Genomic DNA, 26287 nt, shown 5'->3' on the forward strand with positions numbered 1-26287 from the left:
AATAAGAAACAAAACAAGCAAAACCAATTCTCCGGAAAAAGTTTTATCCTGATTCATGTCCTCTATATAACAGAAATTGCCTATTTTTGTATCTTATTATTAAGGCATAAAATATCTAGTACAGAAAATGATAGCTGACAAAAGTATAAATTTAGATACCCTTTATAAAGTATTGTTCGATAATGAGAAGCTGGAACTCTCTGAAGAATGCATCCGAAAAGTAGAGGAAAGCTTCGATTTCCTGCAATCTTTTTCCAGCGATAAGATTATTTATGGTATCAATACGGGGTTCGGCCCAATGGCACAATACCGGATAGAAGATCAGTCACTGATCGAACTTCAGTACAATATCATTCGAAGCCATTCTACCGGTGCCGGCAAACCACTTCCCGAACTTTATGTAAAAGCAGCTATGATTGCCCGTTTGTACACTTTTCTACAAGGAAAATCAGGAGTACATATGGAACTGGTATCTCTTCTCTGTGAATTTATCAATCGTGGAATTTATCCGTTCATACCCGAACATGGAAGTGTAGGTGCCAGTGGTGATCTCGTGCAACTGGCCCATATTGCCCTGACGCTAATAGGAGAAGGGGAAGTTTTTTATCAGGGAAAATTGCGTGATGCCGCTACTGTGCTTGAGGAAAACGGTCTGCAACCTTTTTCGATGCGCATCCGTGAAGGGTTATCCGTCACAAACGGTACTTCTGTGATGACAGGAATCGGCATCGTCAATCTGATTTATGCCAAAAAGTTACTCCGGTGGTCGGTAGCCGCTTCTGTCATGATGAATGAGATTGCCGCCTCTTATGATGATTTTATGGCGCAGGCATTAAACGAGGCCAAGCATCACAAAGGTCAACAAGAGATAGCCGCTATGATGAGAGAATGGGTAGCGGGTAGTAAATGTGTACTTCAAAGAGAGAATGAGCTATACAATCAGGTGCACAAAGAAAAAATCTTCGAACACAAAGTACAACCCTATTATTCCTTGCGATGTGTTCCACAAATCCTCGGTCCCATCTATGATGAACTGAAGAATGCGGAAGAAGTATTGATTAACGAAGTAAATTCCGCCTGCGACAATCCGATTGTTGATCCGGACACACAAAATATTTATCATGGCGGTAACTTCCACGGAGATTACATCTCTTTCGAAATGGATAAACTGAAAATCGCCGTAACCAAACTGACCATGCTTTGCGAAAGACAGATCAATTATCTGTTCCACGACCGTATCAATGGCATCCTGCCTCCTTTTGTAAACTTGGGAGTGCTTGGATTGAACTACGGTTTGCAGGCTTCGCAATTCACAGCAACATCCACTACAGCCGAATGTCAGACATTGTCGAATCCGATGTATGTGCACAGTATTCCTAACAACAACGATAATCAGGATATTGTCAGCATGGGAACCAACTCGGCTCTATTAGCAAAAACAGTCATAGAGAATTCTTATCAGGTGATGGCTATTCAATTTATGGGAATGGCACAAGCCATCGACTACCTGAAAATACAGGATCGTCTAAGCCCCCAAAGCCGTCAGGTGTATGAAGAGATACGTAGCTTCTTCCCTGTATTTACCAATGACACACCTAAATACAAAGAGATAGAAAGAATGATGGACTATCTCAAAAAAGAAAATAAATAAAATGAAATACGCATTAGTAACCGGAGGAAGCCGAGGTATCGGTCGTGCTGTCAGTTGCAAACTGGCGGAAATGGGCTACTTTATACTGATTAATTATCAGAGCAACGATGCAGAAGCAGAAAAAACGTTGCAGTTAGTGCAGGAAAAAGGAAGTAATGGAGAATTAATGAAGTTCGATGTGACAGACCCTGCCGCTATTGCCCTTGCCTTGAACAACTGGGCATCACAACATCCTGACGAATACATCGAAGTACTGATTAACAATGCGGGCATCCGCAAAGACAACCTGATGCTTTGGATGACAGGAGAAGAATGGAACAAAGTGCTCGATATAAGTCTGAACGGATTCTTCTACGTGACACAGCCTTTATTGAAAAATATGCTGGTCAAACGTTATGGACGTATCGTCAATATCGTATCCTTGTCAGGTATTCAAGGAATGCCCGGACAAGCCAACTATTCCGCAGCCAAAGGTGGCGTAATAGCCGCCACCAAAGCACTGGCACAGGAAGTTGCCAAGAAGAAGGTAACAGTCAACGCAGTTGCTCCAGGATTTATCCGCACGGATATGACGGAAGGGATTGATGAGAACGAATGGAAAAAACACATTCCTGCAGGACGTTTCGGTACTGCGGAAGAGGTTGCCGATCTCATCGGTTTTCTGGCATCTCCAGCCTCATCCTATATCACAGGAGAGGTGATTTCCATCAACGGAGGACTATATACTTAAAACAAAAGCATAGAATAGACAAAATAATGAAAAGAGTTGTTATCACGGGAATGGGGATTTACTCTTGCATCGGCAAGGACCTGGATGAAGTAAAAGACTCACTATACAATGGGAAATCGGGGATTGGCATAGATCCGGTACGGAAAGAGCTGGGCTATTTTTCTGCATTAACGGGCATATTGGAACGTCCCGACTTGAAGAAACTATTAGATCGTCGTAAACGTCTCTGCCTGCCGGAACAGGGAGAATATGCTTATCTCGCTACTTTGGAGGCTTTCCGCAACGCCGGTATTGACGATGCTTTTCTCGAAGCTAATGAAGTGGGTATCTTGTATGGTAATGATAGTAGTGCCGCCCCTGTTATCAATGCAGTGGACATCATTCGTGAAAAGAAAAATACAGCGTTGGTAGGTTCCGGTTCTATTTTCCAGTCGATGAATTCTACCGTGACAATGAACCTGTCGGTTATCTTCAAGCTTAGAGGAGTTAACTTCACCATTGCCGGAGCCTGCGCAAGTGGTTCTCATGCTATTGGCATGGGTTATCTGCTCATTAAATCAGGATTGCAGGATTGTATTCTTTGCGGTGGCGCACAAGAAGTAAATCCTTATGCGGTCGGCAGTTTCGACGGACTAAGCGCATTTTCCACCCAGGAAGCAGAGCCCGAGAAAGCCTCCAAACCTTTTGATAAACGACGTGACGGACTGATTCCGAGTGGAGGAGCCGCCAGTCTGGTATTAGAGAGCTATGAATCGGCAGTAAAAAGGGGAGCTCCCATTTTGGCCGAAGTTATCGGTTACGGTTTCTCATCCAATGGAGATCATATCTCCGTACCAAATGTGGACGGTCCGAAACGTTCTCTTCAGATGGCCATCAAAGATGCGGGTATTGCACTCGAACAAATCAGTTATATCAACGCACACGCCACTTCCACTCCGGTAGGCGACCTGAATGAGGCGAAAGCCATTGCGGAAGTATTTGAAGGACATCACCCGTATGTCACTTCTACAAAGTCTATGACCGGACATGAAATGTGGATGGCAGGTGCCAGTGAAGTGATTTACTCCACCCTCATGATGAACAACGGTTTCATCGCTCCCAACCTCAATTTCGAGGAACCGGACGAGGCCTCCGCACAGTTGAATATACCTACCCAACGGGTAAATCTGGAATTTGATACGTTCCTCTCCAACTCGTTTGGATTCGGAGGAACCAATTCCACCCTGATCATACGCCAAATCAAGAAATAAATTACTAAAGAAAACAGATATATGACAAACGAAGAAATCATCGAGAAAATAAGAACAACTCTGGCAGAAGAGTTTGAAGTAGACATCGACGTCATCCAGCCGGATGCGCCGTTAATGGAAACTCTTGAACTGGACAGCCTGGACTTGGTCGACATGGTAGTACTGGTAGAAAAGAATTTCGGTTTCAACGTAACCGGACAAGACTTTGCAGGTATCAAAACCTTCCAGGACTTCTACGATCTCGTTATCACCCGTATGCAGGAAGCCAAGTAAATATGTCGACGTGGAAAGGCAAAACCCGGGGAGGAACGTTCGGATACTTATTCTTTATTTACCTGATTAAGTATCTGGGCATCACTGCCGCTTATCTTTTTCTAAGCCTGGTAGTGCTCTACTTTATACCGTTTGCTCCAAAAGCAACCAAAAGCACCTGGTTTTATGCCCGTCACATTCTGAAATACAATAGGATACGTTCTTTGAAAATGTTACTACTCAACTATTACCGATTAGGCCAGATCCTGATTGACAAGGTAGCCATCGGTAATGGAAAAGTAAATCAATATCAGTTCAAATTCGAGCGGTATCCGGAGTTTCTGCAACTGCTGAACAGTGAACAGGGAGTGATTATGATTGGTGCCCATGTGGGAAACTGGGAAATAGGCGTTCCTTTCTTTGATGATTACGGAAAAAAAATCAATATCGTGATGTACGATGCCGAACATCGTAGAATCAAAGAGCTCTTGGAGAAAAACGGTCAGGACAAGGAGTTTAAGATTATCCCTGTCAATGAAGACAACCTGACACACGTTTTCCGCATTACCGAGGCGATTAACCAAAAAGAATATGTCTGTTTCCAAGGCGACCGTTATCTGAACAAAGAGAAACTTCTGACAGGAATTTTACTGGGGCAGAAAGCTCCTTTCCCTACCGGTCCTTTCCTGCTGGCTTCGCGAATGAAAGTTCCGGTGGTATTCTACTTTGCAATGAGGGAACCGGGAAGAACCTACCGTTTTCATTTCATAATAGCGGAACCGGTAGTACGAACAAAAGAAAAGAAAGCGGAGATGGCTCTGCTCGAACAATATACTGTTGCTTTGGAACAGATACTAAAACGCTATCCGGAACAATGGTTCAATTATTATCCATTCTGGGAACCTGCCGGAAAGCAGTCACCGGATTTAAAAGAGAAACAAAAAGATGCAACAGAATAAATATGACAAAGAGCCGTTGACAGCGGTAGAGGCACAACGCCTGGCACAAGAAATAGCTTTTGGGCCTATTGTTTTTCAGGTATCACGCCTTATGCTTAAATTCGGAATTTTCCAGTTATTGGCCGACGAGCGCAAAGGTATGACGCAAGAAGAAATCAGCAAAGCTTGTGGGCTGCCCTCTTATGGCGCACAAGTATTGTTGGAGGCATCATTGACTATCGGCACCGTATTGTTGCGTGAAGGGCGATACTGCCTTGCGAAAGCCGGCTGGTTTCTGCTCAATGACAAAATGGTACGTGTCAATATGGACTTCAACCATGATGTCAACTATCAGGGAATGTTTCATCTGGAAGAAGCCATCACCAACGGACGTCCTGAAGGACTGAAAGTATTCGGTGAATGGAGTACTATCTATGAAGGGTTGTCAAGTCTGCCTTCACAAGTACAAAAGAGCTGGTTCGGTTTCGATCATTATTACTCGGATTGTTCGTTCGATGAAGCACTGGCGATTGTTTTCGCCCGTCATCCCAAGACTTTATTGGATGTGGGAGGCAATACCGGCCGCTGGGCGACCAAATGCGTAAGCTACGACGACACAGTGGAAGTAACCATCATGGACCTTCCTCAACAATTGGAAATGATGCATCAACAAACTAAAGAGCTGCCCGGAGCTACACGTATCCATGGTCATGGCGCCAATCTACTTGATCCGGAGGTGCCTTTCCCGACAGGATTCGATGCTATTTGGATGAGCCAGTTTCTCGATTGTTTCTCGGAAGAAGAAGTAACCAGCATATTAACCCGTGCAGCCCGTTCCATGAGCCGGGAGAGTCGTCTTTATATCATGGAAACTTTCTGGGACCGACAGAAATTTGATACAGCCGCTTATTGTCTGACACAAATCAGCCTCTATTTTACAGCAATGGCAAACGGAAACAGCAAGATGTATCATTCGGACGATATGCAACGATGCATTGAAGCGGCAGGATTGGAAATCGAAGAAATACATGACCATTTAGGAATGGGACACAGCATCGTACAATGCAGATTGAAATGAACAGGAAAGCCGTCATACAAGGAGAAGGAATACTCAATCTGATTCCACAGCGTCCGCCAATCGTTATGGTGGACAGTTTCTTCGGATTTGAAGAAAACCGTTCATATTCCGGACTGACTGTCACTACCGACAATTTATTTTGTGAGGCAGGCAGACTGCAAGAGCCGGGAATTATCGAGCATATCGCACAATCAGCGGCTACACGTATCGGGTTTATTTATACCCGGCAGGGTGAAAAAGTTCCGTTAGGTTTTATCGGTTCGGTAGACAAACTTAAAATCTACAACTTGCCGGAAACCGGAATGAAATTATTTACAGAGATTACCGTCGTACAAGAGGTATTCGATATTACGCTAATTTCGGCACAAGTGAAAACGGAAGAAGAGCTGATTGCTGAATGTAAGATGAAAATATTTATCAAAAAAGAATGAAACGGAAAACAAATCAACAGATTGCAGCTTTGACTAACCGGACTACTTTCAGAGTACGGTTCAGCGAAATTGACTCCATGCAAATTGTATGGCATGGCGAGTACGTGCGCTACTTTGAGGATGGGCGGGAAGCTTTCGGCAAACAGTATGGTTTGGATTATATGAGCATTTACCGGGAAGGCTACATGGTTCCCATCGTAGATTTAACCTGTCAGTTCAAGCAATCATTGTCCTTTGGTGAAGAAGCGATTATCGAAACACGCTATCTTGCCTGTGAGGCAGCCAAGATAAAATTCGAATACGTTATCTATCGGGCTACCGACCAGAGTGTAGTGGCTACCGGAAGCACCATACAAGTGTTCCTGAACCTGAATAAAGAGTTGGAGCTTATCAACCCTCCGTTTTATCTGGAATGGAAAAAGAAATGGAACATCCTTTAAATATATACATCACAGCCCATACGCTGATTAGTTCGTTAGGTTTCGACGTTTCGGAAAACAGGAAAGCAATCCATGACTACCGAAGCGGGATTCGTATGCAAGAAGCCGGACGGATTTCTGACAGTCCGATTCTGGCAGGGATGATTGATTCTGCCGAATTGGAAAAGAGAGCTAAAGAACAGTTGGAAAAGCGGGCAAAGGAGCTGGATATTTCCTCTTATACCCGGCTAGAGCAACTGTTTATATTGACTATTCAGGAAGTGATTTCCCAATCGGGAGTGAATCTGCAAGAGTCGGACTGTGCTTTATTACTCTCCACCACGAAGGGAAATATTGATTTATTGAGCAATCAAGAAAAAAGGACTAATTCGGACAAGCCAGGCGATTCTGTACAATCAACAATTGACAATCCTTCCTTTTTACAGGAATTATCAGCCGATAGTCCGACTTTTCTTTGGAAAATGGCAGAACGAATCGGGCATTTTTTTGAGGCAGCCAATCAAGTAGAAGTTATCTCCAACGCCTGTATATCTGGAGTCTCGGCACTGGTTGTTGCCAAGAGATGGATAGAATCAGGGCGTTACAAACGGGTGATTGTCGCTGGCGGGGATATTCTTTCTCATTTTATTACCAGCGGTTTCCTGTCTTTCCGGTCAGTCTGCGCACACCGATGCCGGCCATACGATATACAGCGGGACGGACTAAGTCTAGGCGAAGCCTGTGGAGCTGTTCTTTTAGAAACGCAAGGAAACGCAAATCATATTATTCTATCCGGAGGAGCGATCAGCAATGATGCCAACCATATATCCGGTCCTTCCCGGACAGGAGACGGACTGGCGCTGGCTATCAATCAGGCAATGGAAGAAGCCGGAGCACTTCCTGAAGATATCAGCTTTATCAATGCACACGGAACAGCTACGGTTTATAATGACGAAATGGAATCCAAAGCCATACATTTGGCAGGATTGTCTGCAGTTCCGGTGAATAGTCTTAAGCCTTATTTCGGGCATACATTAGGAGCTTCAGGCATTATTGAAACCATACTCTGCATAGAGCAACTAAAAGAAGGAATATACTACGGAACTTTAGGATATGAGACACTGGGTGTTCCCATGCCTATCACCGTTTATAACACTCATCAGCCGATGCCGATGAAATGCTGTATCAAAACCGCTTCCGGTTTCGGAGGCTGTAATGCCGCACTGGTATTATCTCTCCCAGATGCTCATTTGAAACAGAAAACCGATTCTCCGGCATTTTGCAAAGCTGTCGTGGAATCAGCCAATATAGTCACGATCAAACCGGGAGTGATAGAAAACCAAGGAACAGCTATATTCAATTCTTCGGAGACTGACTTTGCGCCGTTTATCCGGGAAGCATACAAGCATCTGGGAGAAAACAATATGAAGTTCTACAAGATGGATAATCTTTGTAAGCTGGGATATGTAGCTGCCGGATATTTATTGAAAGATACCAACTACCAGCCGAAAGAGATTGGAATCATTCTAGCCAATGCATCTTCCTCTTTAGATACGGACTGCAAACATCAAGCTATCATCAATAAAGAAGGAGATAAAGCCGCCAGTCCTGCCGTGTTTGTCTACACTCTCCCCAATGTAGTATTGGGAGAAATCTGTATTCGACACAAAATTCAGGGAGAGAATACATTCTTTGTCTGCCAGCAATCCGACGTTGCTTCCTTAGAGGATTACGCAAGAATTGTGATGGCGAAAGGTAAGTTACGCACATGCATCATAGGCTGGTGCGAACTACTGGACGGACATTATCAAGCAGAATTTAAACAACTTAATAATATATCAACGATTTATGAATAATTTAGATCAAACCAAAAGAGAACTGATGGACGAAGTGAAAGGTAAACTAATCGAAGAGTTGAACCTTGAAGAAATCACTCCGGAAGATATTGACGATGAAGCCCCTCTGTTTGGCGACGAAGGTCTTGGCCTTGACTCCATTGACGCACTCGAAATCATCCTGATTTTGGAACGCGAATATGGTATTAAAATAGAGAATCCCAGTGAAGGCAAACAAATCTTCTACTCGGTATGTACACTGACTGACTACATCATTGCTAATCGTAAAGCTTAACTTATGAAGATTTACGTCACCGGATTGGGAGTTGTTTCGGGCATCGGTATCGGAGTTTCCGAAAATATAGAGGCACTACAACAAGGAAAGCATGGCATCGGAAAAGTAACTCTTTTCCCGACTACACTCGATGTACCCGTATCTGAAGTGAAACGTAGCAATGAAGAACTTAAACAACTATTATCTTTACCTCCGCAGCGTACAATACCACGCACAGCATTGCTAGGCATGATAGCCGCCAAAGAAGCAATGAAAGATGCAGGACTCACACAACCGTTACGTATCGGTTTTATTTCCGCCACCTCTGTCGGCGGTATGGATTTAAGCGAGCGTTTCTATGAATCATTCAAGAAAAACCCGAAACAGGGACGATTGCGGGAAGTGATTTCACACGACTGCGGAGCCAGCACAGAATTAATAGCTTCGTATCTGGGTATCAATGATTTTATAACTACGATCAGTACAGCCTGTTCATCAGCAGCCAATGCTATTATGTTGGGAGCAAGAATGATTAAACACGGGCAACTGGATGCTGTTATCGTCGGAGGTACGGATGCACTTTGCCGGTTTACTCTCAATGGGTTCAATTCTCTCATGATTTTGGACAAAGCACATTGTCGTCCTTTTGACCGTTCGCGTACCGGATTAAATTTGGGAGAAGGCGCGGGTTATTTAGTGCTTCAATCAGAAAGTTCACTGCAAAGAGCTCCTTACTGTGAACTAAGCGGTTACGCTAATACAAATGAAGCTTATCATCAAACAGGAAGTTCTCCCGAAGGAGATGGCGCCTTTCTATCAATGAGCGAAGCCATCGTTTCCAGTGGCATTTCTCCTGAAGATATTGATTATATCAACGTACATGGGACAGGTACTCCCGGTAATGACGCATCGGAAGGTATGGCATTGCGAAGAATCTTCGGAGAACATGTTCCGCCATTTAGTTCGGTAAAAGCTTTTATCGGACACACCTTAGGAGCTTCTGAAGGAATCGAAGCTGTCTACTCCGTTCTTTCCATAGATAAAGGCATGATTTATCCGAATCTAAACTTCACGGAGGCTATACCAGAAACAGAGCTGATGTCAGAAATTGGAGTAAAATCAGAAACAGGATTGATACCGGAAACGTTTTTTCAGGAAGGATTGCCGATCCGCCATGTATTATCCAATTCTTTCGGCTTCGGAGGAAACGACTCGTCGCTCCTCTTTTCCGCAACGAATTTTCCAAAACGAACGAACCTTTAAGTTTTTGAGCCTATGCAATCTGTTTATATCCAACGCGTCGCTTCCATCCATCCACAAGGAAATCATTCACAAGGAAATAATCCGAAAGTAAATGATTCGTCCGAAACTTCAGCAAACCGTCCTTTTCTTCAGGCTTGTGAACCCGATTATAAAAATATTATTACCAATGCAACTTTGCGCAGGCGCATGAGCCGTATTGTAAAAATGGGAGTAGCTTGCGGATTGGAATGTATGGGCGAATTATCTCCCGAAAAGATAGAAGGAATTATCACAGCCACAGGACTGGGCTGCCTGGTTGATACGGAAAAGTTCCTGAACAACTTGTTAGATAATGAAGAACGGATGCTGAATCCTACTCCTTTTATTCAATCGACATTCAATACGATTGGTGCACAAATAGCTCTGATTCATCAAATACATGCTTACAACATGACTTATGTTCACCGCGGACTAAGTTTTGAAAGTGCTTTGTTGGATGCCATGATGAAAATAGGAGAAGGAAGCGAGAACATACTGGTGGGCGCCATCGACGAAATGACAGAAACCAGTTACATCATTCAGCAACGTTTGGGACTGCTGAAAGGAATAGAAGCCGGAGAAGGCGCTCAATTTTTCCTGTTAAGCCGGGAAGCCGGAGAGCATCCGTTAGCAGAAATACGAGGACTTGAAACTTTCACGGGGCAACATACGACAGAAGAAATCAGTTCCCGAATTATTCGTTTTCTACAACGAAACGGATTAAACTGTCAGGATATTCAATGGTTAGTCACCGGAAAGAATAAAAAACAATCCCTTCAAGATGATTCTCACGAACAAACTACTGGTTATGAGAAGAGTATCATAGATGAAAAAGATATGATAACTAAGAAGAATATAATGAATGAAAACAACTCTATCTATGAAAAGCTTGAAACATACCTTTTCCCGGAAAGTATTCATCTTAGTTTTAAAGACGAATGTGGAGAATATCCTACCGCCTCATCGTATGCCGTATGGAAAGTAGTAAAGGCATCAGCAAACTGCACTATCCCTACCAATATATTGATTTATAATCATCACCACTCCATCAATCACTCATTGATTCTAATTCGGAAAAACGTATGATGATTGTTTGCCTCCTTTTATGTTTGCTCTTGATACTGTCTTTTCTCGTTTATGCTTCCTATAGCATCCAGTCGGGAATTTATCTCCGGTCGTTTTGCAAAAAACACACAACGGAGAAGGTTGTTGCCTTGACTTTCGATGACGGTCCCGATTCCATTCAAACGCCCAAAGTATTAGAGGTACTAAAAGAATATCAGGCAACTGCTTGTTTTTTTTGTATCGGACACAAGATAAAAGGGAATGAAGCTTTGTTGAAAAGTATGATAGTAGAAGGGCATCTAATTGAAAATCATTCATATAGCCATTCCGGTTTATTCCCGTTATATGGACTCTCCAAGATGAAAAAAGACCTGCAAACTTGTCAGTGTGAACTAGAACGAGTAACTTCGCAACCGATTACTTTGTTTCGTCCGCCATTCGGTGTCACTAATCCTACGGTTGCGAAAGCTGTCCAACAGTTAGGATATACTTCGATAGGCTGGAGCATCCGTACATTGGATACACAACAGTCAGCTCCGGACAAAATACTTGCCAGGACGCGGAAACGTCTTGAACCGGGAGCCATCATTCTGTTGCACGACCGGATGCCCGACAGCGACCAGTTAGTGAAACAAATACTGGATTTGCTGAAAGAACAGGGATATACCGTTGTCCGTTTGGACAAACTATTGGCATAAAATAAAAACGTATGAAAACTTTTATAATCTATTTATCGCTTTTCTTCTTGTCTATCGCCGCCGTCCATGCACAAAGCATGAAAAAGATGGTGCAAAAGACCGAGTTTGAAAATCGCCTGGCAAAGGAGGCACAAACCGTAGAGTCCATCGAAAGCGATTTTACCCAAATCAAATATCTCGATGTATTCGACGAAAAAGTTACTTCCAAAGGAAAGTTCTACTACCAAAAGAGCAATAAAATCTGTATGGAATACTTCCACCCGATGGATTATCTCATCGTGATAAACGGGAGTAAGCTCAAAATCGTATCGGATGGCAAGAAAAGTATTATGAACCTGAGTTCGAACAAAATGATGGCACAGATGCAGGATATGCTGACTGCGTGTATGATAGGTGACCTGTCTAAGATGTCATCCAACTACCAGCTGGAATATTTTGAAGACGCACGATACTATTTAGTGAAAATAAAGCCGACCAACAAAGCAGTACAAGCCTATATTGCCGGTATCGAAATTTATTTGGATAAGAAAGATATGTCAGTACACAAACTCCGCCTGTCCGAAACAGCTACAAACTACACAGAATACGAATTCTATAATAAAAAGTTCAACTCTCTGAAGAATGGGACGAAGTTTGCGATTCGTTAGCCTGACGGTTCTGCTATTCTTAGGAATACAGGTTCAAACGTCCTGCTCTCCACGAATAAGTGGGGAAGGCAGTACTGTGCCTCCTGCTATCGAACTGACGCAAGGAGAAGGATCACAAAAATACAATATCCAACTAGATTTCATGAAACATCACATGAGTGGTATGTTGATAGTACGCCGTATGCCTGATAACGAAATCCGGATCGTAGCGTCTACCTACTTCGGGTTAAGCCTTTTCGATTTTTCTCTTCGCAACGATCAATTTAATGTCAACAGCTGCATTGAACCCATGAAAAAAGAAAAGGTATTGAAACTGTTAGAGATGGATTTCAGGCGTTTGTTCTTAAATGGAAAAGACGTCCGTGTGAAAGCCACCAAAGACAATGCTACCCAAAAAAGAATTAGTGGAAAAGGCTTTGGAAAATCAGTGGTCTACATTACCGGCGACACTCCGGGTGATCCGGCACAAATAAAAATCAAACATCCGTGGATACGGTTAACGATCCGTCTGGATAAACTATCTAAAGAAATTTAATATATGCTACTTGATAACTTCTATACTATCCTTTCCTCCGAGTCATCGGATTCAACTACCTGGACTATTCAGATAGAGTTGAATCCTGACCACACTGTTTATCAGGGACATTTTCCTGAACATCCGGTAGTTCCCGGAGTTTGTCTATTGCAACTTATCAAGGAATGTGCAGAAAATATTCGTCAGCAAAAGTTGCAAATAACACAAGTATCTTCCTGCAAATTTCTTTCGGCTATCAATCCTATAGAAACGCCTCGGATAGCAATCGTACTGATTCTCAAAGAAACAGAAGAAGGCAAACTCCAGTTACAGGCGGAAGGTACTATAAAGGGAAATACTGTAAATAAAAGCATTGTGAAAGAGGATATTGCAAAAGAAGAAATTGTAAAGGAGGTCACAGGAAAAGGAAGCATTATAAAGGAGGAAAGCACGGTAAAAGATGAATGTTTCATTAAACTAAAAGCTGCACTTACCCCAAAAGCATGAAGGAGCAAATAAGTACAGCCTATTGGCACGAAAAGTTGAAACAATTAGGGATCATCGTCATCATCCCGAGTTACAACAATGGCAAGACACTGGCAAAAGTCATAGCAAGTATACGTTTTTATGCACCGGAAATCCTTGTTGTCAATGACGGTTCAACGGATGAAACACCTGAAATACTGAATCAGGAAGCTAATCTTCACATCATCACCCACCCTGTCAATCAAGGAAAAGGGGTAGCTTTGAAACATGGATTATCTTTCGCAAAGAAGCAAGGATTCCGATATGCCATCACCATTGATTCCGACGGACAGCATTTCGCTTCGGACATTCCCGTATTGATTGAAGCCATAGAAAAGGAACCGGACACGTTACTGGTAGGCTCCCGTAATCTGGCCTCGGACAATATGCCGGGAAAGAACACCTTTGCCAATAAGTTTTCCAACTTTTGGTTCACCCTCGAAACCGGTATCAAACTGCAAGATACGCAATCCGGTTACCGCCTCTACCCTATCCAACGAATGAATGTGGACAAGTGGTATTACACTGCCAAATATGAGTTCGAACTGGAAGCACTTGTTTTTGCAGCATGGGGAGGCAATCCCGTAAAAAATATTCCGGTACACGTTTATTATCCGCCACAGGAAGAACGGGTTTCTCATTTCCGCCCGTTCCGTGATTTCACCCGTATCAGTATTCTGAATACGGTACTGGTACTCGTCACTTTCCTTTGGATTGTACCACGGAACTTCTTTCGTAAACTGACCTGGAAGAATTGCAAGCAGTTTTTCTCTAATCACATCACCCACTCCCCCGAATCTAACCTGCGGATTACGGCAGCCATCATGCTCGGCGTATTTATGGGCATCGTTCCGGCATGGGGATATCAAATGCTGATTACGTTGTTTTTGGCGCATTTGTTCCGATTAAACAAAGTCATAGCTATTGTAGCAGCCAACATCAGCATCCCTCCGATGATACCATTTTTACTGTACGGAAGTTATGTAACCGGCTGTAAAGTACTGGGAGAACCCGTAAACCTACACTTAAACGAACTTTCTTTTGAAAATGTAAAATCAGTCATAGAGCAATATTTAATAGGAAGTGTTATCTTTGCAGTCGTATGCAGCATACTGGCAGGAACCATCGCGTTCATTCTGCTCACGGCGTGTAGGAAAAAAAAGATATGACCCAATTTTTTATCGGACTATATGATTATTTTGAGAGGCACAAGATTCTGTTCTATTTGTCACTCATCAGTTGTGTCCTGTTGATGGGGTTCTTTGCCCTGCAAGTAAGGTTCGAAGAGAACATCACACAATTCTTCCCCGACACCAAAGATTCCCAAAACACAATCAAGGTATTCGACAATCTCAAAATCAAGGATAAGATTATCATTATGCTATCCTCGGCAGATACATGTCACCGGGTAGAACCTGATTCCCTGATAGAAGCTGCCGGACAACTGCAACAAACCCTGACTGAAAAAGCCGGAGGAACCCTGATTAAGGGAATTTTCGCACAGGTAGACCAAAGCCTCATCGGAGGAGCCACAGACTTTGTCTACGAGCATCTCCCGCTTTTCCTGACAGATACGGATTATCAACGATTCGATTCCCTATTGACAGAGAAAGGTATACAAGCTATCATGCAGAAGAACTATACCAATCTCCTCTCTCCTGCCGGAATCGCATTAAGAAGTTATATTCTCCGGGACCCGCTCGGACTGGGAAGTGAAGCCCTGAAACATTTGCAGGATTTCCAGTTGGAAGCCAACTACGAGATTTATGACGAACACATCTTTTCCAAAGACGGTTCCACCTTGCTTATGTTCATTACCCCGGTATTCAGCACAGGCAGTACCGGAAAGAATGACGAACTGATAAAAATACTCGAAGAAGAACTCCAACACGTACAGGGAGAATCTCCTACCATTCGAGTCGAATATTTCGGCGGTCCCTCCGTAGGAGTCTACAACGCCCGTCAGATCAAGAAAGATACGATTTTGACTTCCTCACTGGCACTGCTTATCATCATTGTGTTTATCTCACTCGTGTTTAAACGGAAGCGATCGATACCATTGATTATTACTCCGGTACTCTTCGGAGGATTATTCGCCCTGTTTCTGATTTTCTTTATCAAAGGAAGTATATCGGCCATTGCCGTGGGAGCCGGTTCGGCAGTGATGGGTATTGCACTAAGCTATTCCATCCACATGTTGGCACATCAGAACCATGTTTCCACCGTGCAACAACTGATTAAAGAGATAGCCTATCCGCTTACAGTAGGTAGTTTCACCACCATCGGTGCATTCATGGGATTGATATTCACCAGTTCCGATCTGTTACGCGATTTCGGGTTGTTCGCTTCCCTGGCATTGGTGGGTACTACTCTTTTTTGCCTCATTTACCTGCCTCATTTTCTGAAAGGACAGGCAGACGTCAAACAAGGACGCGTATTACGCATCATCGAGAAAATAAACGCATATTCTTATGAAAAGAATAAATGGTTGGTAGGTGGTATTCTCCTCATTACAATTATCAGTTTGTTTACCTCACAAAAGGTCGGCTTCAACAACGACATGATGAGCCTTAACTATGAGCCTCAACATCTCAAACAATCGGAAGAGAAATTAATGCAACTCTTCGACAGCGACGAAAAGACAGTACTTTTTGTCAGCGTAGGCAAAGACATGAATCAAGCCACCGAAACTTATGCAGTAACCAATCAGAAGTTATCGGCACTGAAAGATCAAGGACTGATTAAAGACTATGCTTCCGCCTCACAATTTCTGATCTCGCCACAGGAGCAACAGCTACGACTGAAAAGATGGAAAGATTACTGGACAGATGAAAAGCAACAGCAAGTCCGTGAACAGCTGGAAACAGCTGCCGCTGAATATCGTTTCCGTCCGGGAAGCTTCGAGCCCTTTTATCAATGGCTGAACCAACCTTTCGGTGAATATCACTACACCGCTCAAGAAGACGATTTATCCGGCAAGCTACTGAACGAATGGCAAACTTCTGCCGATTCCATCACCATGCTTATCAGCCAGATACGAATCAGCGACCAGAATAAGGAAACCGTGTATCAGAACTTCAGCAAAGCCCAGGATGTAGTCATCTTCGACCGTTCCTACTTTGCCAATAAATGGGTATCTGCCATCAATGACGACTTTTACCTGATTCTGTATATCTCTTCTTTCCTGATATTCTTCGCATTATGGTTCTCATACGGACGTATCGAACTTACCTTGATGAGTTTCCTCCCGATGCTGGTCAGCTGGGTAATCATCCTGGGATTGATGGGAATTTGGGGAATTGAGTTCAACATCATCAACATTATCCTGTCCACCTTTATCTTTGGCATTGGAGACGATTTCAGTATCTTCATTATGGACGGGCTACAAAACAAATACCGTACAGGCCAAAAGGTACTGAATTCTCACAAAACAGCCATCTTCTTCTCTGCTTTCACCACAGTTGTCGGCATGGGAGCACTTGTTTTTGCCAAGCATCCGGCTTTGCAATCCATTTCATTGATTTCCATTCTCGGCATGATAGCAGTGGTGTTGGTAGCTTATACCATTCAGCCACTCATTTTCCGGTTCTTCATTGCAGGACCCGCTTCCAAAGGATTGCCGCCTTATACGCTTATCGGGCTGATACGAACCGTGTTGCTCTTCCTGCTTTTCTTTATCGGTTGTATCTTCCTCCGTGTACTGATCGCTGTCCTTTATCTGGTGCCTGTGCGGAAAAGCAGCAAGCAACGTTTGGTATGCCGACTGATACAAATCACTTGTAAAGGGATTCTGTTGTTGGCCACTGCCGTCAAAAAAGAACATATCAACAAAGCTAACGAACGTTTTCAGCATCCGGCAATTATTATCGCCAACCACCAGTCGTTCATCGATATTCTGGTATTGCTGTCTCTTTCGTCTAAAATCCTGATGGTAACCAACCATTGGGTATGGCATTCTCCTTTCTTCGGAGCAATCATCCGCTATGTCGATTTCTATTACATAGGCGAAGGCTACGAACAATATATGGAACGGATGCGGAAAAAAGTAAAAGAGGGCTACTCCATCGCTATCTTCCCCGAAGGTACACGCACTTACAACGGAAAGATGAAACGTTTCCACAAAGGAGCTTTCTACCTGGCAGAAACATTGCAACTGGATATTCTTCCGATCCTCCTCTACGGCAACAACAAAATCATTGCAAAGGCACAGCCTTTCAATATCCGCAAAGGAATCATCTACACGGAAATACTTCCCCGTATACCGGCAGACGACCTTTCTTTCGGAACCACCTACCAGGAACGCACCAAACGCATATCCGCCTATATGAAGGAAGGTTACGCCCGTATCTGCCGGGAAAAGAACACGACGGACAATCCTGCTTTCTACGAAGCTCTGATCCAAAACTATATATACAAAGGACCAGTCGTTGAATGGTATATCCGTATCAAGGTGAAGATGGAAAGAAACTATCGGCTGTTCAACCGATTGATTCCCGTCCAAGGGCAAATTACAGACATCGGCTGCGGCTACGGTCCGCTCTGTTATATGCTGTCTCTGCTTTCCGAAGACCGGGAAATTTTAGGAATTGATTACGATGAGGATAAAATAACCTTGGCACAACACGGATGGTTACGCAACGAACATCTCCAGTTCAGGCACGGCAACGCATTGGAATATCCGCTACCGGAAAGCGATGTTTTTATCCTGAACGATATGCTTCACTATATGAGCTATGAACATCAACGGACTTTGCTGTTGAAATGCGCTGACCGGCTGCGTTCGCAGGGAATGATTATCATACGCGACGGAAACTCGGCAAATACTTCCAAACACCGGCTGACCCGGTTCACGGAATTGCTATCCACCCGTATCTTCAATTTCAACCGGACTGCCGGAGAATTGCATTTCACCACAGAAAACCAACTGCGGAAAATAGCAGTCACCTGCGGAATGAATGTAGAAATCATTCCTAACGACAAATATACCTCGAACACTATTTATATATTCAGAAAACCGAACGAACATGAGTAAATACGATATCATCATTATCGGAAGCGGCCTTGGCGGACTGGAATGTGGAGCGATTCTTAGTAAAGAAGGATTCAATGTATGCGTCGTAGAGAAAAACACGCAATTCGGCGGATGCTTTCAAACCTACCGGCGAAAAGGACATTTATTCGATACAGGCATTCATTATGTAGGAAGCCTGGATGAAGGTCAAGTGATGAATCAGTATTTCCGCTATTTCGGCATCATGGACAAACTAAAGCTGAAACGCTTGGACGATGAGGCTTTCGATACAATCTACTATAAAGGAAAAACATACGATTATGCAATGGGGTATCCGCAATTCATCGAAACGATCTGCCGGTCCTTCCCGCATGAAAAAGAAAACCTGAAACGTTATGCCGAACAGCTTCAGACTGTTGGTAACTTGATTAGCGTAGACCATCTGAAACAGGGCACACTTGCCCTGGAAGGAATGAAATACTTCTGCACCTCCGCCGCAGGACTGATTGCGGATATTACTCCGGACCCCACTTTACAAAATGTACTGGCAGGCTCGGCCTTGCTCTACGGAGGCTTGAAAGATGTCTCCACCTTCTACGAACATGCCATGATTAACCATTCCTACATCGAAGGAGCTTATCGTTTTGTGGACGGCAGTATGCAAGTCAGCCTGGAATTGATTAACGTGATCCGGGCGAATGGAGGGACAGTACTTAACAACAGTGAAGCCACCCGTATCATCGTTGAAAACGAAAAAGTACAGGGAGTCATCATCAACGGCGAAGAGCGGTTGGAAAGCGACTATGTAATTTCCAACATGCACCCTCAACGAACCCTGGAGATACTGGATAAAAACCGTAGTATCAAGAACGCCTACATATCCCGCATCCGTTCGCTCGAAAACACATACGGCATCTTCACGCTTTATCTGGTAATGAAAAAGAAGAGCACTCCGTACCAAAACCGTAACCTCTATCTGCATGGAGATCACAAAGTGTGGTATGACAAGCAGATCTATCCAGGACGGACCACCAACTGCATGATTTCAATGCAAGCCTCTTCCGAAGACAGTCAATACGCCAGTGTTATTTCAATCCTGACACCGATGTATATGGACGAACTGTCTGCATGGAAAGACACCACTCCCGAACACCGGGGAGAAAGCTACCGGTCCTTCAAAAAGAAAAAGACGGAACAGCTGCTTCGCTTTATCCGGAGCCATGGCATTGATTTCTCCGACAACATAGAAGAGATTCATACCACCACTCCGTTGAGCTATCGCGACTATACCGGAACGGTGGACGGTTCCGCATACGGAATTATCAAAGATTATAAATGTCCGCAAATCGGTTTTGTGTCTACACGAAGCCGGTTGGGTAATCTCTTTCTCACAGGTCAAAACCTGAACGTGCATGGCGCACTGGGGGTAACGCTGACTTCCATGCTCACTTGTGCGGAATTTGTGGGACAAGAATACCTGGCTAAAAAAGTAGGAAATGCATAAAACAATCAAAAAGATATTCAAATACACGAGCTACGTTCTTCTGTCGTTCCTCGTGATATTGATAGCCGGAGTCTGTTATCTCTACTTTTCAGCAGATATGCTGACACCGAAACATGAACCTGGTATCATCATGACAAAAGTGTCTCATGCAGATACTACTACCATGATTCCGGCAGAAGTACTCTACAACGATACTCTCGACCTCCGATATTATGACGGCAACTTCCTGCGCCACAGCGAAAGCGGATTGTGGGAGTTGTTTGTGAAAGGGGATGCCTTTCAAAGAGGAGAAGCCATCGGCAAACTTTCCTCTGATCTGCTTCATTATCAGGAGAAAGTATTTGTCGATCAGATTCGTGAGATTGTTCCTTCAGACAGTTATCTGAAGTTCCTCCGGTTCTTCATCGTTTTATTCAACCGTCATCTGGGTGAGAACGTCCTCGAAGAATACCGCGACGAGATCTACGGAATCTCGCTATCGTGTACCCATGAATACGACTTTATCGGCACTCCTTACGAACGTCAGCTGAATTACCATTCGGCACACGACCTGGGACATGCCATGCAAGATTATATGTTAGTGGGATGCAGTTCGTTTGCCACTTGGGGAACACAAAGCGCCGATTCGTCTCTACTGATCGGACGCAACTTCGATTTCTACGTGGGAGATGCCTTCGCAGAAAATAAGCAAGTGGCTTTTTATACACCGGATCAAGGTTATAAATTCGCTTCCGTAGGATGGCCCGGTATGATAGGCGTACTATCCGGCATGAACGAAACGGGGCTGACCGTCACGATCAATGCCGCCAAGTCTGCTGTTCCAACAGGTTCCGCCACTCCTATTTCCATTCTAACCAGAGAAATACTGCAATATGCGTCAACGATTGATGAGGCTTTTGCCATTGCTAAGAAACGGAAGACATTCGTTTCCGAATCCATCTTGATAGGTTCTGCCAAAGATGGCAAAGCCGCTATCATTGAGAAATCTCCGGAGAAGACAGTGCTCTTTAAAGGAAAAAAAGAAGCCGACCGGCTCATCTGCACCAATCATTACCAATCGAAGGAATTCAGTAAGGATGAACGAAACATGGAAAATATCCGTACTTCGGACAGTCCATACCGTTTTGCACGATTGAAAGAACTCATCAATGAGAATCTGCCGATAGATGCTTCTAAAGCCGCCTCTATCCTGCGCAACCACAAGGGTTTGCAAGATGCGGACTTGGGACTGGCTAACGAAATGGCTATCAATCAATTCATTGCTCATCATTCCGTTATCTTCCAACCAGAAAAACGATTGATGTGGGTATCTACCTCTCCCTGGCAATGTGGAAAGTATGTAGCTTATGACCTGAATAAGATATTTAACGACACGATTAACTTGCAACACGAAATATACAGTTCTAACCTGACCATTCCGGCAGATGAATTCGCCGAAACACCGGAGTTCCAGCATCTTCTTACCTATAAGAAGTTGACTCCGCTCCTATTGAAGAAGATCAGAAAAAAGGAGAAAATAGAAGAGCATGTTTTAAAAACATACGAAGCCTCTAATCCTTCTCTATATTATGTATATGAAGTGATAGGAAATTATTACGAGGCTATGCAGCAACCGCAACAAGCCATCGTATACTGGCAAAAAGCATTAAAGAAACCGATTCCCAAGTTGCAAGAGAAAGAACGTATCCAACAGAAAATTCAAAAACAATCCAAAGATGGAAAAGAATCCTGAAATTCAGTTCCGCTCACCGGAAGAGATCAAATGCTATCAGGAAGAACGGTTAACCCAAACGTTGACCTACCTGCAAGCACACTCCAAGTTCTACCAACGAATGTTCGGAGAACACCACATTGACATCAATCAGATAAAGAAGATTGAAGACCTGCAACAAATACCTGTCACCACCAAGACAGACTTGCAACTTCATAACGACGACTTCATCTGTGTAGACAAGGAGCAAATCATTGACTATGTAACGACTTCCGGCACACTGGGAGATCCGGTGACTTTCGTTCTCACTTCCGAGGACCTGGACCGTTTATCTTACAACGAGTACCTGTCTTTCACCACCACCGGATGCAGTAAAAAGGATATTCTGCAACTCATGACTACCATCGACCGCCGCTTCATGGCAGGACTTGCCTATTATATGGGAGCACGCGAACTCGGCATGGGAGTGATCCGGGTAGGTAACGGCATCCCCGAACTGCAATGGGACACGATTCGCCGGATTCATCCGACTTGTGGAATGGTCGTCCCTTCTTTCCTTATCAAACTGATAGAGTTTGCCGAGAAGAATCATATCGACCATAATGCGTGCTCGATGCAGAAATGTATCTGTATCGGTGAGGCTTTGCGCAATCAGGAGTTTCAGTTAAATACGCTCGGACAGAAGATACATGACAAATGGCCTGCCTTACAGCTATATTCCACCTATGCTTCCACCGAAATGCAGTCGTCTTTTACCGAATGTAGCGAATTCCACGGCGGGCATTTGCAACCGGAACTTATCATCGTAGAGTTTTTGGATGACAATAATCGTCCTGTCGCAGAGGGAGAAGCTGGCGAAGTGACGATCACGACGCTCGGAGTAGAAGGTATGCCGCTGCTCCGCTTCAAGACTGGTGATATTTGTTACCATCATACCGAGCCTTGTGCCTGCGGAAGAAATACGATTCGCCTTAGTTCCATTCTCGGACGAAAAGGGCAAATGATTAAATATAAAGGGACTACTTTGTATCCACCTGCACTGTTCGACATACTGGACAATATTCCTTCGGTAAAGAATTACATCATTGAAGTTTACACCAACGAATTGGGAACGGATGAAATTCTGATCCGTATCGGGAGCGAAAACCGTAGCGAAGGTTTTGCCAAGGAGATAAAAGACCTGTTTCGTTCGAAAGTCAGAGTGGCTCCAAGTATTAATTTTGAGTCGGCAGAATACATTGCAAAAATTCAAATGCCTCCAATGAGTCGAAAAACGATAAAATTCATTGATTTACGATAATTATTCTCTACTTTTGGAGTTTATAAACTAACTATATCACTTTAACATTAACGTTTATGAAAAAACTTATTCTATTCTTATTCTTAAGTACAAGCCTGTTCTGTTTCGGACAAGGCAAGAGTGCATTGAAAGACATCCAGTCTATCAAGTTCTATGGAGTGGACTACTCCCAAGCTAAAGTTTTCGGTGCAGATGAATCACCGGTGCAATTCAAAGATGCTTTCAGACGTATCAATGAGCTTTTTATCACAGAAGCAAAGAAATATAACGTAGGAAAGCAGTTGAGAAAAGAGGTAACGGAAATCTCATTGGATGCAGTCAATCAAGTGAACGAAAACATCAACGTGGCCGAGCTGATGACTGCCAAAAGAGAATATAGCCTTAGTAAAGAACAAATCAAAGCGGCTATCAAAGCATTACCTATTCAGAAAACGCCGGGCATAGGTATGGTATTTATCGCACAGTTCCTGGATAAATCAAACGCCAGAGGTACGTATGAAGTCGTATTCTTCAATACTGAAACAAAGGAGATCATTGAAGAATGGATAACAGATGGAAAAGCACGTGGTTTCGGATTGCGCAACTACTGGGCAGGCTCTATTTATAGCGCACTCAAGAAATTATAAACCAATAATATATATAAACATGAGAAAACTACTATTATTGCTGACTTTACTGTTAAGTATCAGTACTTATGTCGCAGCACAAAATTACACAGAAGTAGTGTATTTAAAGAATGGCAGCATTATCAAAGGGGTTATCATTGAGCAAGTACCCAATGTTTCCTTAAAAATTAAAACAAGTGATGGCAGCCTCATCATCTGTCAGATGAGTGATGTGGAGAAAATCACTAAAGAAGAACGGTATACAAGAGATTACCGCAAAGAGGCCAACAACCGCAAAGCCGCAAGAAATACATTAAAAGGCTATAAAGGTTTCGTGGACTTTGCATACATCGGTGATGTCAGCGACTACAATGCCTCCAAAATTGAATTATCAACCTCACACGGTTATCAATTCAATAATTATTTCTTCGTTGGTGGTGGTGTTGCTCTCAACTACTATACGGATGCTGATCTTGTTGCAGCGCCAATCTATGCTAACTTCAGGGCTAACTTCATCAACAAAAGAGTGACGCCTTTTGCCGATGTAAAAACCGGATATGCTGTAGGAGACATAGAAGGAGCGTATGCTTCGATAGGAGTAGGAGTACGTTTTTCTTTAAAAGGGAAAAAGGCCTTGAATTTAGCTTTGATGTACAATTTCCAAGATTATGACACCACAACTGATTATAGTTACAGTTATGGAGGTCATTATTATCATGACAGCTGGGATGATACATGGGAGTTACACGGAGTAGGAGTCAGATTCGGTTTTGAATTCTAAATCTACTGTTTGTCTGTACCTTTTAACAACAAACAAACAATAAATCAAATTCGAACCATGAAAAAGACTATCACAACACTTCTACTATTGAGCTGCATTACTGCATTTTCATTTGCGCAAAGCATTGTTATGACTTCAGGAACTATCGACTTCATCAAGGACCAACAAGTGATACAATTCACTTTCTCTTATGACGAAATGCTGGTAGGAAAACTGACAGAAAGCGAATATGTAGATAAAAAAAGCTCCGAATATAATGCAAAAGAAGAGGGCAAAGGAGATCAATGGAAAGCTGCCTGGTATGGCGACCGTAAAGAACGATTTGAGCCAAAGTTCTTGGAACTTTTCGATAAATATATGAGCGAAGTTGGTATCACAGCAGGTACGGAAGGTGCTCAATATCGAATCGAAATCAATACAGACTTCACCGAGCCGGGTTGGAATGTGGGTGTCATGCGTCAGAATGCATCTGTCGACCTAAGCTGCAAAGTGAAGAAGATTGAAACAGGTGAGCAAGTAGCCTCTATCAGAATCCGTAATGCTTCTGCCAACAACTTTTGGGGTACTGATTTCACTTCCGGGTATCGCGTTCAGGAAACGTATGCCAAAGCAGGAAGAGAATTAGCCAAGTTCTTTATCAAAAAGGCGAAGTTACGCAAGATAAAAGACTAACTGGCTTGAACCACATTTGCCTACTATAAAGTTGAATAAACATAGAAGTATCTGCCACCTGCAACAAAAAGCGCGTAATACGCTAGCTGACAAACAGTTGGAGCGTTACAGATACCTGCGGCAGATACTTCTATGTTTTTTCAACTTTATGGAGGAAAGAATATATCACGATTATGCTCATAACTGTAAAACAGTTGGATGAAGCACTCTCCCATCCGTTATTGAGCTAAATAAATACTCTCATTAAAGAGTAGTATTAATGTATACAAAGAATATTAGGCACCTTACGCTCCCCAGCATGGTCAAACCGCCCATTATCACAAGGATAATTAACAACTCCATCATCCGATGCACCGGACAGCCAAAGGGTAGTAGACCCGCCTCCATCCAAATTTAACGCATCCTCACCTCCTAAAATACGAATCAAATGTGCCAGTTCCGGAATATTCACTCCTTCGGCTTGCTCCGGGAAACGTCCGTCTACGGTTATCAACAATATTTTCCCCTCCTTAGTGGTGGCAACAGCACTACGAGGATGCTTGGTTCGGATAAAATTCGTGCCACATGAATTCCAATCGCAAATCTGTCCGTCTTTCAGCATCAGCGGACCGGAAGCAAGTACTATACCTGTTTCCCCTTCATATTCCTTTTCTATCTGTTTGCTCCAAGGGATTAACTTTATCTTCCCTTTGCGCACATTAATAGCTCCTGTAACACGCAGTTTAAACTCACTCTGCATCGTTGTATCAATAACCTGGCGATCCGTCTTCAGGAAGCAGACCGAGTTTCCCCGTTTCATGTCAAAATAGGAGCCATTAATGGCTGCAATGGCGTTATATTCAGAAGCAATCTTACTTGTTTCTTTCATTTTATCCGAAACGGCAACACCGACTTTCAAACCTGCAACAGGATCAATTTCTATCAGGCTGATAGATTGGGGACCTTGATATAATTGAGGGATAGAAGCATACTTATATACAATTCCTTTTTGAGGATTTTCTATCTTCCAACAAGCAGATACAATTGCCAATGAATCCGCTACTGTCTGCCCTTTTACCATTTCAATGGAGCACACAGCCAGGATAACGACGATTAACAAGTTTTTCTTCATAAAC

At 43.3% G+C, this 26287-nt stretch carries 25 protein-coding genes; 24 read left to right on the plus strand and 1 reads right to left on the minus strand.

The window, feature by feature from the left end:
• The first annotated feature begins 127 nt into the window (after positions 1 to 127).
• Genes hutH through I2I04_RS05460 form a run of 24 tightly spaced genes read left to right on the plus strand, consistent with a single transcriptional unit; the run spans position 128 to position 25172 of the window.
• Entirely contained in the window at positions 128 to 1651 is a 1524-nt protein-coding gene (gene hutH, locus I2I04_RS05345; RefSeq protein WP_195470231.1) for a histidine ammonia-lyase, read from the plus strand.
• A 1-nt stretch (position 1652) separates the two neighbouring features.
• Entirely contained in the window at positions 1653 to 2381 is a 729-nt protein-coding gene (gene fabG, locus I2I04_RS05350) for a 3-oxoacyl-ACP reductase FabG (RefSeq protein WP_195654537.1), read from the plus strand.
• A 26-nt stretch (positions 2382 to 2407) separates the two neighbouring features.
• Positions 2408 to 3631, plus strand: a complete 1224-nt coding sequence (locus tag I2I04_RS05355) for a beta-ketoacyl-[acyl-carrier-protein] synthase family protein (protein WP_195654538.1) — start codon at positions 2408 to 2410, stop codon at positions 3629 to 3631.
• Between the two features lie 21 nt (positions 3632 to 3652).
• Positions 3653 to 3904 carry an acyl carrier protein gene (locus I2I04_RS05360; protein WP_004305450.1) on the plus strand — a complete coding sequence of 84 codons (252 nt, stop codon included), beginning with the start codon at positions 3653 to 3655 and terminating at the stop codon, positions 3902 to 3904.
• 2 nt (positions 3905 to 3906) lie between these two features.
• A complete protein-coding gene (locus I2I04_RS05365; protein WP_195470232.1) occupies positions 3907 to 4842 on the plus strand; it encodes an acyltransferase in 936 nt (311 codons plus the stop codon).
• Positions 4829 to 5899, plus strand: a complete 1071-nt coding sequence (locus I2I04_RS05370; RefSeq protein WP_143259068.1) for a methyltransferase — start codon at positions 4829 to 4831, stop codon at positions 5897 to 5899. The genes I2I04_RS05365 and I2I04_RS05370 overlap by 14 nt, the downstream gene beginning before the upstream one ends.
• Positions 5896 to 6330 carry a hydroxymyristoyl-ACP dehydratase gene (locus I2I04_RS05375; RefSeq protein ID WP_195654539.1) on the plus strand — a complete coding sequence of 145 codons (435 nt, stop codon included), beginning with the start codon at positions 5896 to 5898 and terminating at the stop codon, positions 6328 to 6330. Before I2I04_RS05370 ends, I2I04_RS05375 begins: the two co-directional genes overlap by 4 nt.
• Positions 6327 to 6770 carry an acyl-CoA thioesterase gene (locus I2I04_RS05380; RefSeq protein WP_143259066.1) on the plus strand — a complete coding sequence of 148 codons (444 nt, stop codon included), beginning with the start codon at positions 6327 to 6329 and terminating at the stop codon, positions 6768 to 6770. The genes I2I04_RS05375 and I2I04_RS05380 overlap by 4 nt, the downstream gene beginning before the upstream one ends.
• Entirely contained in the window at positions 6755 to 8605 is a 1851-nt protein-coding gene (locus I2I04_RS05385) for a beta-ketoacyl-[acyl-carrier-protein] synthase family protein (RefSeq protein WP_195654540.1), read from the plus strand. The genes I2I04_RS05380 and I2I04_RS05385 overlap by 16 nt, the downstream gene beginning before the upstream one ends.
• Positions 8598 to 8879 (plus strand): phosphopantetheine-binding protein, encoded by a 282-nt coding sequence (locus tag I2I04_RS05390; RefSeq protein ID WP_008020527.1) that lies wholly within the window; start codon positions 8598 to 8600, stop codon positions 8877 to 8879. Before I2I04_RS05385 ends, I2I04_RS05390 begins: the two co-directional genes overlap by 8 nt.
• 3 nt (positions 8880 to 8882) lie before the next feature.
• Positions 8883 to 10121, plus strand: a complete 1239-nt coding sequence (locus tag I2I04_RS05395; RefSeq protein ID WP_195654541.1) for a beta-ketoacyl-[acyl-carrier-protein] synthase family protein — start codon at positions 8883 to 8885, stop codon at positions 10119 to 10121.
• 12 nt (positions 10122 to 10133) lie between these two features.
• Positions 10134 to 11225, plus strand: a complete 1092-nt coding sequence (locus tag I2I04_RS05400; protein ID WP_143259063.1) for a beta-ketoacyl synthase chain length factor — start codon at positions 10134 to 10136, stop codon at positions 11223 to 11225.
• Complete coding sequence (locus I2I04_RS05405; protein WP_195654542.1) at positions 11222 to 11902, plus strand: polysaccharide deacetylase family protein; 681 nt, start codon at positions 11222 to 11224, stop codon at positions 11900 to 11902. The genes I2I04_RS05400 and I2I04_RS05405 overlap by 4 nt, the downstream gene beginning before the upstream one ends.
• 11 nt (positions 11903 to 11913) lie before the next feature.
• Complete coding sequence (locus I2I04_RS05410) at positions 11914 to 12549, plus strand: LolA family protein (RefSeq protein WP_143259061.1); 636 nt, start codon at positions 11914 to 11916, stop codon at positions 12547 to 12549.
• Positions 12524 to 13084: a hypothetical protein gene (locus I2I04_RS05415; protein WP_143259060.1), complete on the plus strand. Its 561-nt coding sequence runs from the start codon at positions 12524 to 12526 to the stop codon at positions 13082 to 13084. The genes I2I04_RS05410 and I2I04_RS05415 overlap by 26 nt, the downstream gene beginning before the upstream one ends.
• Before the next feature lie 3 nt (positions 13085 to 13087).
• Positions 13088 to 13570: a 3-hydroxylacyl-ACP dehydratase gene (locus I2I04_RS05420; RefSeq protein ID WP_195654543.1), complete on the plus strand. Its 483-nt coding sequence runs from the start codon at positions 13088 to 13090 to the stop codon at positions 13568 to 13570.
• Positions 13567 to 14757: a DUF2062 domain-containing protein gene (locus I2I04_RS05425; RefSeq protein ID WP_143259058.1), complete on the plus strand. Its 1191-nt coding sequence runs from the start codon at positions 13567 to 13569 to the stop codon at positions 14755 to 14757. Before I2I04_RS05420 ends, I2I04_RS05425 begins: the two co-directional genes overlap by 4 nt.
• On the plus strand, positions 14754 to 18620 hold the full coding sequence (locus I2I04_RS05430; protein WP_195654544.1) for a 1-acyl-sn-glycerol-3-phosphate acyltransferase: 3867 nt from the start codon (positions 14754 to 14756) through the stop codon (positions 18618 to 18620). Before I2I04_RS05425 ends, I2I04_RS05430 begins: the two co-directional genes overlap by 4 nt.
• A complete protein-coding gene (locus I2I04_RS05435; RefSeq protein ID WP_195654545.1) occupies positions 18613 to 20103 on the plus strand; it encodes a phytoene desaturase family protein in 1491 nt (496 codons plus the stop codon). Before I2I04_RS05430 ends, I2I04_RS05435 begins: the two co-directional genes overlap by 8 nt.
• Positions 20096 to 21835, plus strand: coding sequence for a C45 family autoproteolytic acyltransferase/hydolase (locus tag I2I04_RS05440; protein WP_195654546.1), 1740 nt, complete (start codon positions 20096 to 20098; stop codon positions 21833 to 21835). The genes I2I04_RS05435 and I2I04_RS05440 overlap by 8 nt, the downstream gene beginning before the upstream one ends.
• Entirely contained in the window at positions 21819 to 23114 is a 1296-nt protein-coding gene (locus tag I2I04_RS05445) for a phenylacetate--CoA ligase family protein (protein ID WP_195654547.1), read from the plus strand. The genes I2I04_RS05440 and I2I04_RS05445 overlap by 17 nt, the downstream gene beginning before the upstream one ends.
• Positions 23115 to 23170: 56 nt before the next feature.
• Positions 23171 to 23740 carry a hypothetical protein gene (locus I2I04_RS05450; protein ID WP_195654548.1) on the plus strand — a complete coding sequence of 190 codons (570 nt, stop codon included), beginning with the start codon at positions 23171 to 23173 and terminating at the stop codon, positions 23738 to 23740.
• A 19-nt stretch (positions 23741 to 23759) separates the two neighbouring features.
• Positions 23760 to 24500: a hypothetical protein gene (locus tag I2I04_RS05455; protein ID WP_138293810.1), complete on the plus strand. Its 741-nt coding sequence runs from the start codon at positions 23760 to 23762 to the stop codon at positions 24498 to 24500.
• 57 nt (positions 24501 to 24557) lie between these two features.
• Positions 24558 to 25172 (plus strand): hypothetical protein, encoded by a 615-nt coding sequence (locus I2I04_RS05460; protein WP_049701827.1) that lies wholly within the window; start codon positions 24558 to 24560, stop codon positions 25170 to 25172.
• 256 nt (positions 25173 to 25428) lie between these two features.
• On the opposite strand, the gene I2I04_RS05465 is transcribed toward I2I04_RS05460, so the two are convergent.
• Positions 25429 to 26283 carry a phosphodiester glycosidase family protein gene (locus I2I04_RS05465; RefSeq protein ID WP_143259052.1) on the minus strand — a complete coding sequence of 285 codons (855 nt, stop codon included), beginning with the start codon at positions 26281 to 26283 and terminating at the stop codon, positions 25429 to 25431.
• Positions 26284 to 26287: the final 4 nt, after the last annotated feature.

Origin of the sequence: Bacteroides sp. 1001136B_160425_E2, assembly GCF_015559655.1 — a bacterium.
GTDB lineage: Bacteria > Bacteroidota > Bacteroidia > Bacteroidales > Bacteroidaceae > Bacteroides > Bacteroides luhongzhouii.

Excerpts from the sequence above, each read along its gene's own strand:
- I2I04_RS05380 (WP_143259066.1), top strand. The coding sequence starts at position 6,327 with ATGAAACGGAAAACAAATCAACAGATTGCAGCTTTGACTAACCGGACT.
- I2I04_RS05445 (WP_195654547.1), top strand. The coding sequence starts at position 21,819 with ATGGAAAAGAATCCTGAAATTCAGTTCCGCTCACCGGAAGAGATCAAA.
- I2I04_RS05405 (WP_195654542.1), top strand. The coding sequence starts at position 11,222 with ATGATGATTGTTTGCCTCCTTTTATGTTTGCTCTTGATACTGTCTTTT.
- I2I04_RS05425 (WP_143259058.1), top strand. The coding sequence starts at position 13,567 with ATGAAGGAGCAAATAAGTACAGCCTATTGGCACGAAAAGTTGAAACAA.
- I2I04_RS05375 (WP_195654539.1), top strand. The coding sequence starts at position 5,896 with ATGAACAGGAAAGCCGTCATACAAGGAGAAGGAATACTCAATCTGATT.
- I2I04_RS05370 (WP_143259068.1), top strand. The coding sequence starts at position 4,829 with ATGCAACAGAATAAATATGACAAAGAGCCGTTGACAGCGGTAGAGGCA.
- I2I04_RS05440 (WP_195654546.1), top strand. The coding sequence starts at position 20,096 with ATGCATAAAACAATCAAAAAGATATTCAAATACACGAGCTACGTTCTT.
- I2I04_RS05430 (WP_195654544.1), top strand. The coding sequence starts at position 14,754 with ATGACCCAATTTTTTATCGGACTATATGATTATTTTGAGAGGCACAAG.
- hutH (WP_195470231.1), top strand. The coding sequence starts at position 128 with ATGATAGCTGACAAAAGTATAAATTTAGATACCCTTTATAAAGTATTG.
- I2I04_RS05365 (WP_195470232.1), top strand. The coding sequence starts at position 3,907 with ATGTCGACGTGGAAAGGCAAAACCCGGGGAGGAACGTTCGGATACTTA.
- I2I04_RS05390 (WP_008020527.1), top strand. The coding sequence starts at position 8,598 with ATGAATAATTTAGATCAAACCAAAAGAGAACTGATGGACGAAGTGAAA.
- fabG (WP_195654537.1), top strand. The coding sequence starts at position 1,653 with ATGAAATACGCATTAGTAACCGGAGGAAGCCGAGGTATCGGTCGTGCT.
- I2I04_RS05355 (WP_195654538.1), top strand. The coding sequence starts at position 2,408 with ATGAAAAGAGTTGTTATCACGGGAATGGGGATTTACTCTTGCATCGGC.
- I2I04_RS05450 (WP_195654548.1), top strand. The coding sequence starts at position 23,171 with ATGAAAAAACTTATTCTATTCTTATTCTTAAGTACAAGCCTGTTCTGT.
- I2I04_RS05460 (WP_049701827.1), top strand. The coding sequence starts at position 24,558 with ATGAAAAAGACTATCACAACACTTCTACTATTGAGCTGCATTACTGCA.
- I2I04_RS05435 (WP_195654545.1), top strand. The coding sequence starts at position 18,613 with ATGAGTAAATACGATATCATCATTATCGGAAGCGGCCTTGGCGGACTG.
- I2I04_RS05455 (WP_138293810.1), top strand. The coding sequence starts at position 23,760 with ATGAGAAAACTACTATTATTGCTGACTTTACTGTTAAGTATCAGTACT.
- I2I04_RS05360 (WP_004305450.1), top strand. The coding sequence starts at position 3,653 with ATGACAAACGAAGAAATCATCGAGAAAATAAGAACAACTCTGGCAGAA.
- I2I04_RS05415 (WP_143259060.1), top strand. The coding sequence starts at position 12,524 with ATGGGACGAAGTTTGCGATTCGTTAGCCTGACGGTTCTGCTATTCTTA.
- I2I04_RS05385 (WP_195654540.1), top strand. The coding sequence starts at position 6,755 with ATGGAACATCCTTTAAATATATACATCACAGCCCATACGCTGATTAGT.
- I2I04_RS05395 (WP_195654541.1), top strand. The coding sequence starts at position 8,883 with ATGAAGATTTACGTCACCGGATTGGGAGTTGTTTCGGGCATCGGTATC.
- I2I04_RS05410 (WP_143259061.1), top strand. The coding sequence starts at position 11,914 with ATGAAAACTTTTATAATCTATTTATCGCTTTTCTTCTTGTCTATCGCC.
- I2I04_RS05420 (WP_195654543.1), top strand. The coding sequence starts at position 13,088 with ATGCTACTTGATAACTTCTATACTATCCTTTCCTCCGAGTCATCGGAT.
- I2I04_RS05465 (WP_143259052.1), bottom strand. The coding sequence starts at position 26,283 with ATGAAGAAAAACTTGTTAATCGTCGTTATCCTGGCTGTGTGCTCCATT.
- I2I04_RS05400 (WP_143259063.1), top strand. The coding sequence starts at position 10,134 with ATGCAATCTGTTTATATCCAACGCGTCGCTTCCATCCATCCACAAGGA.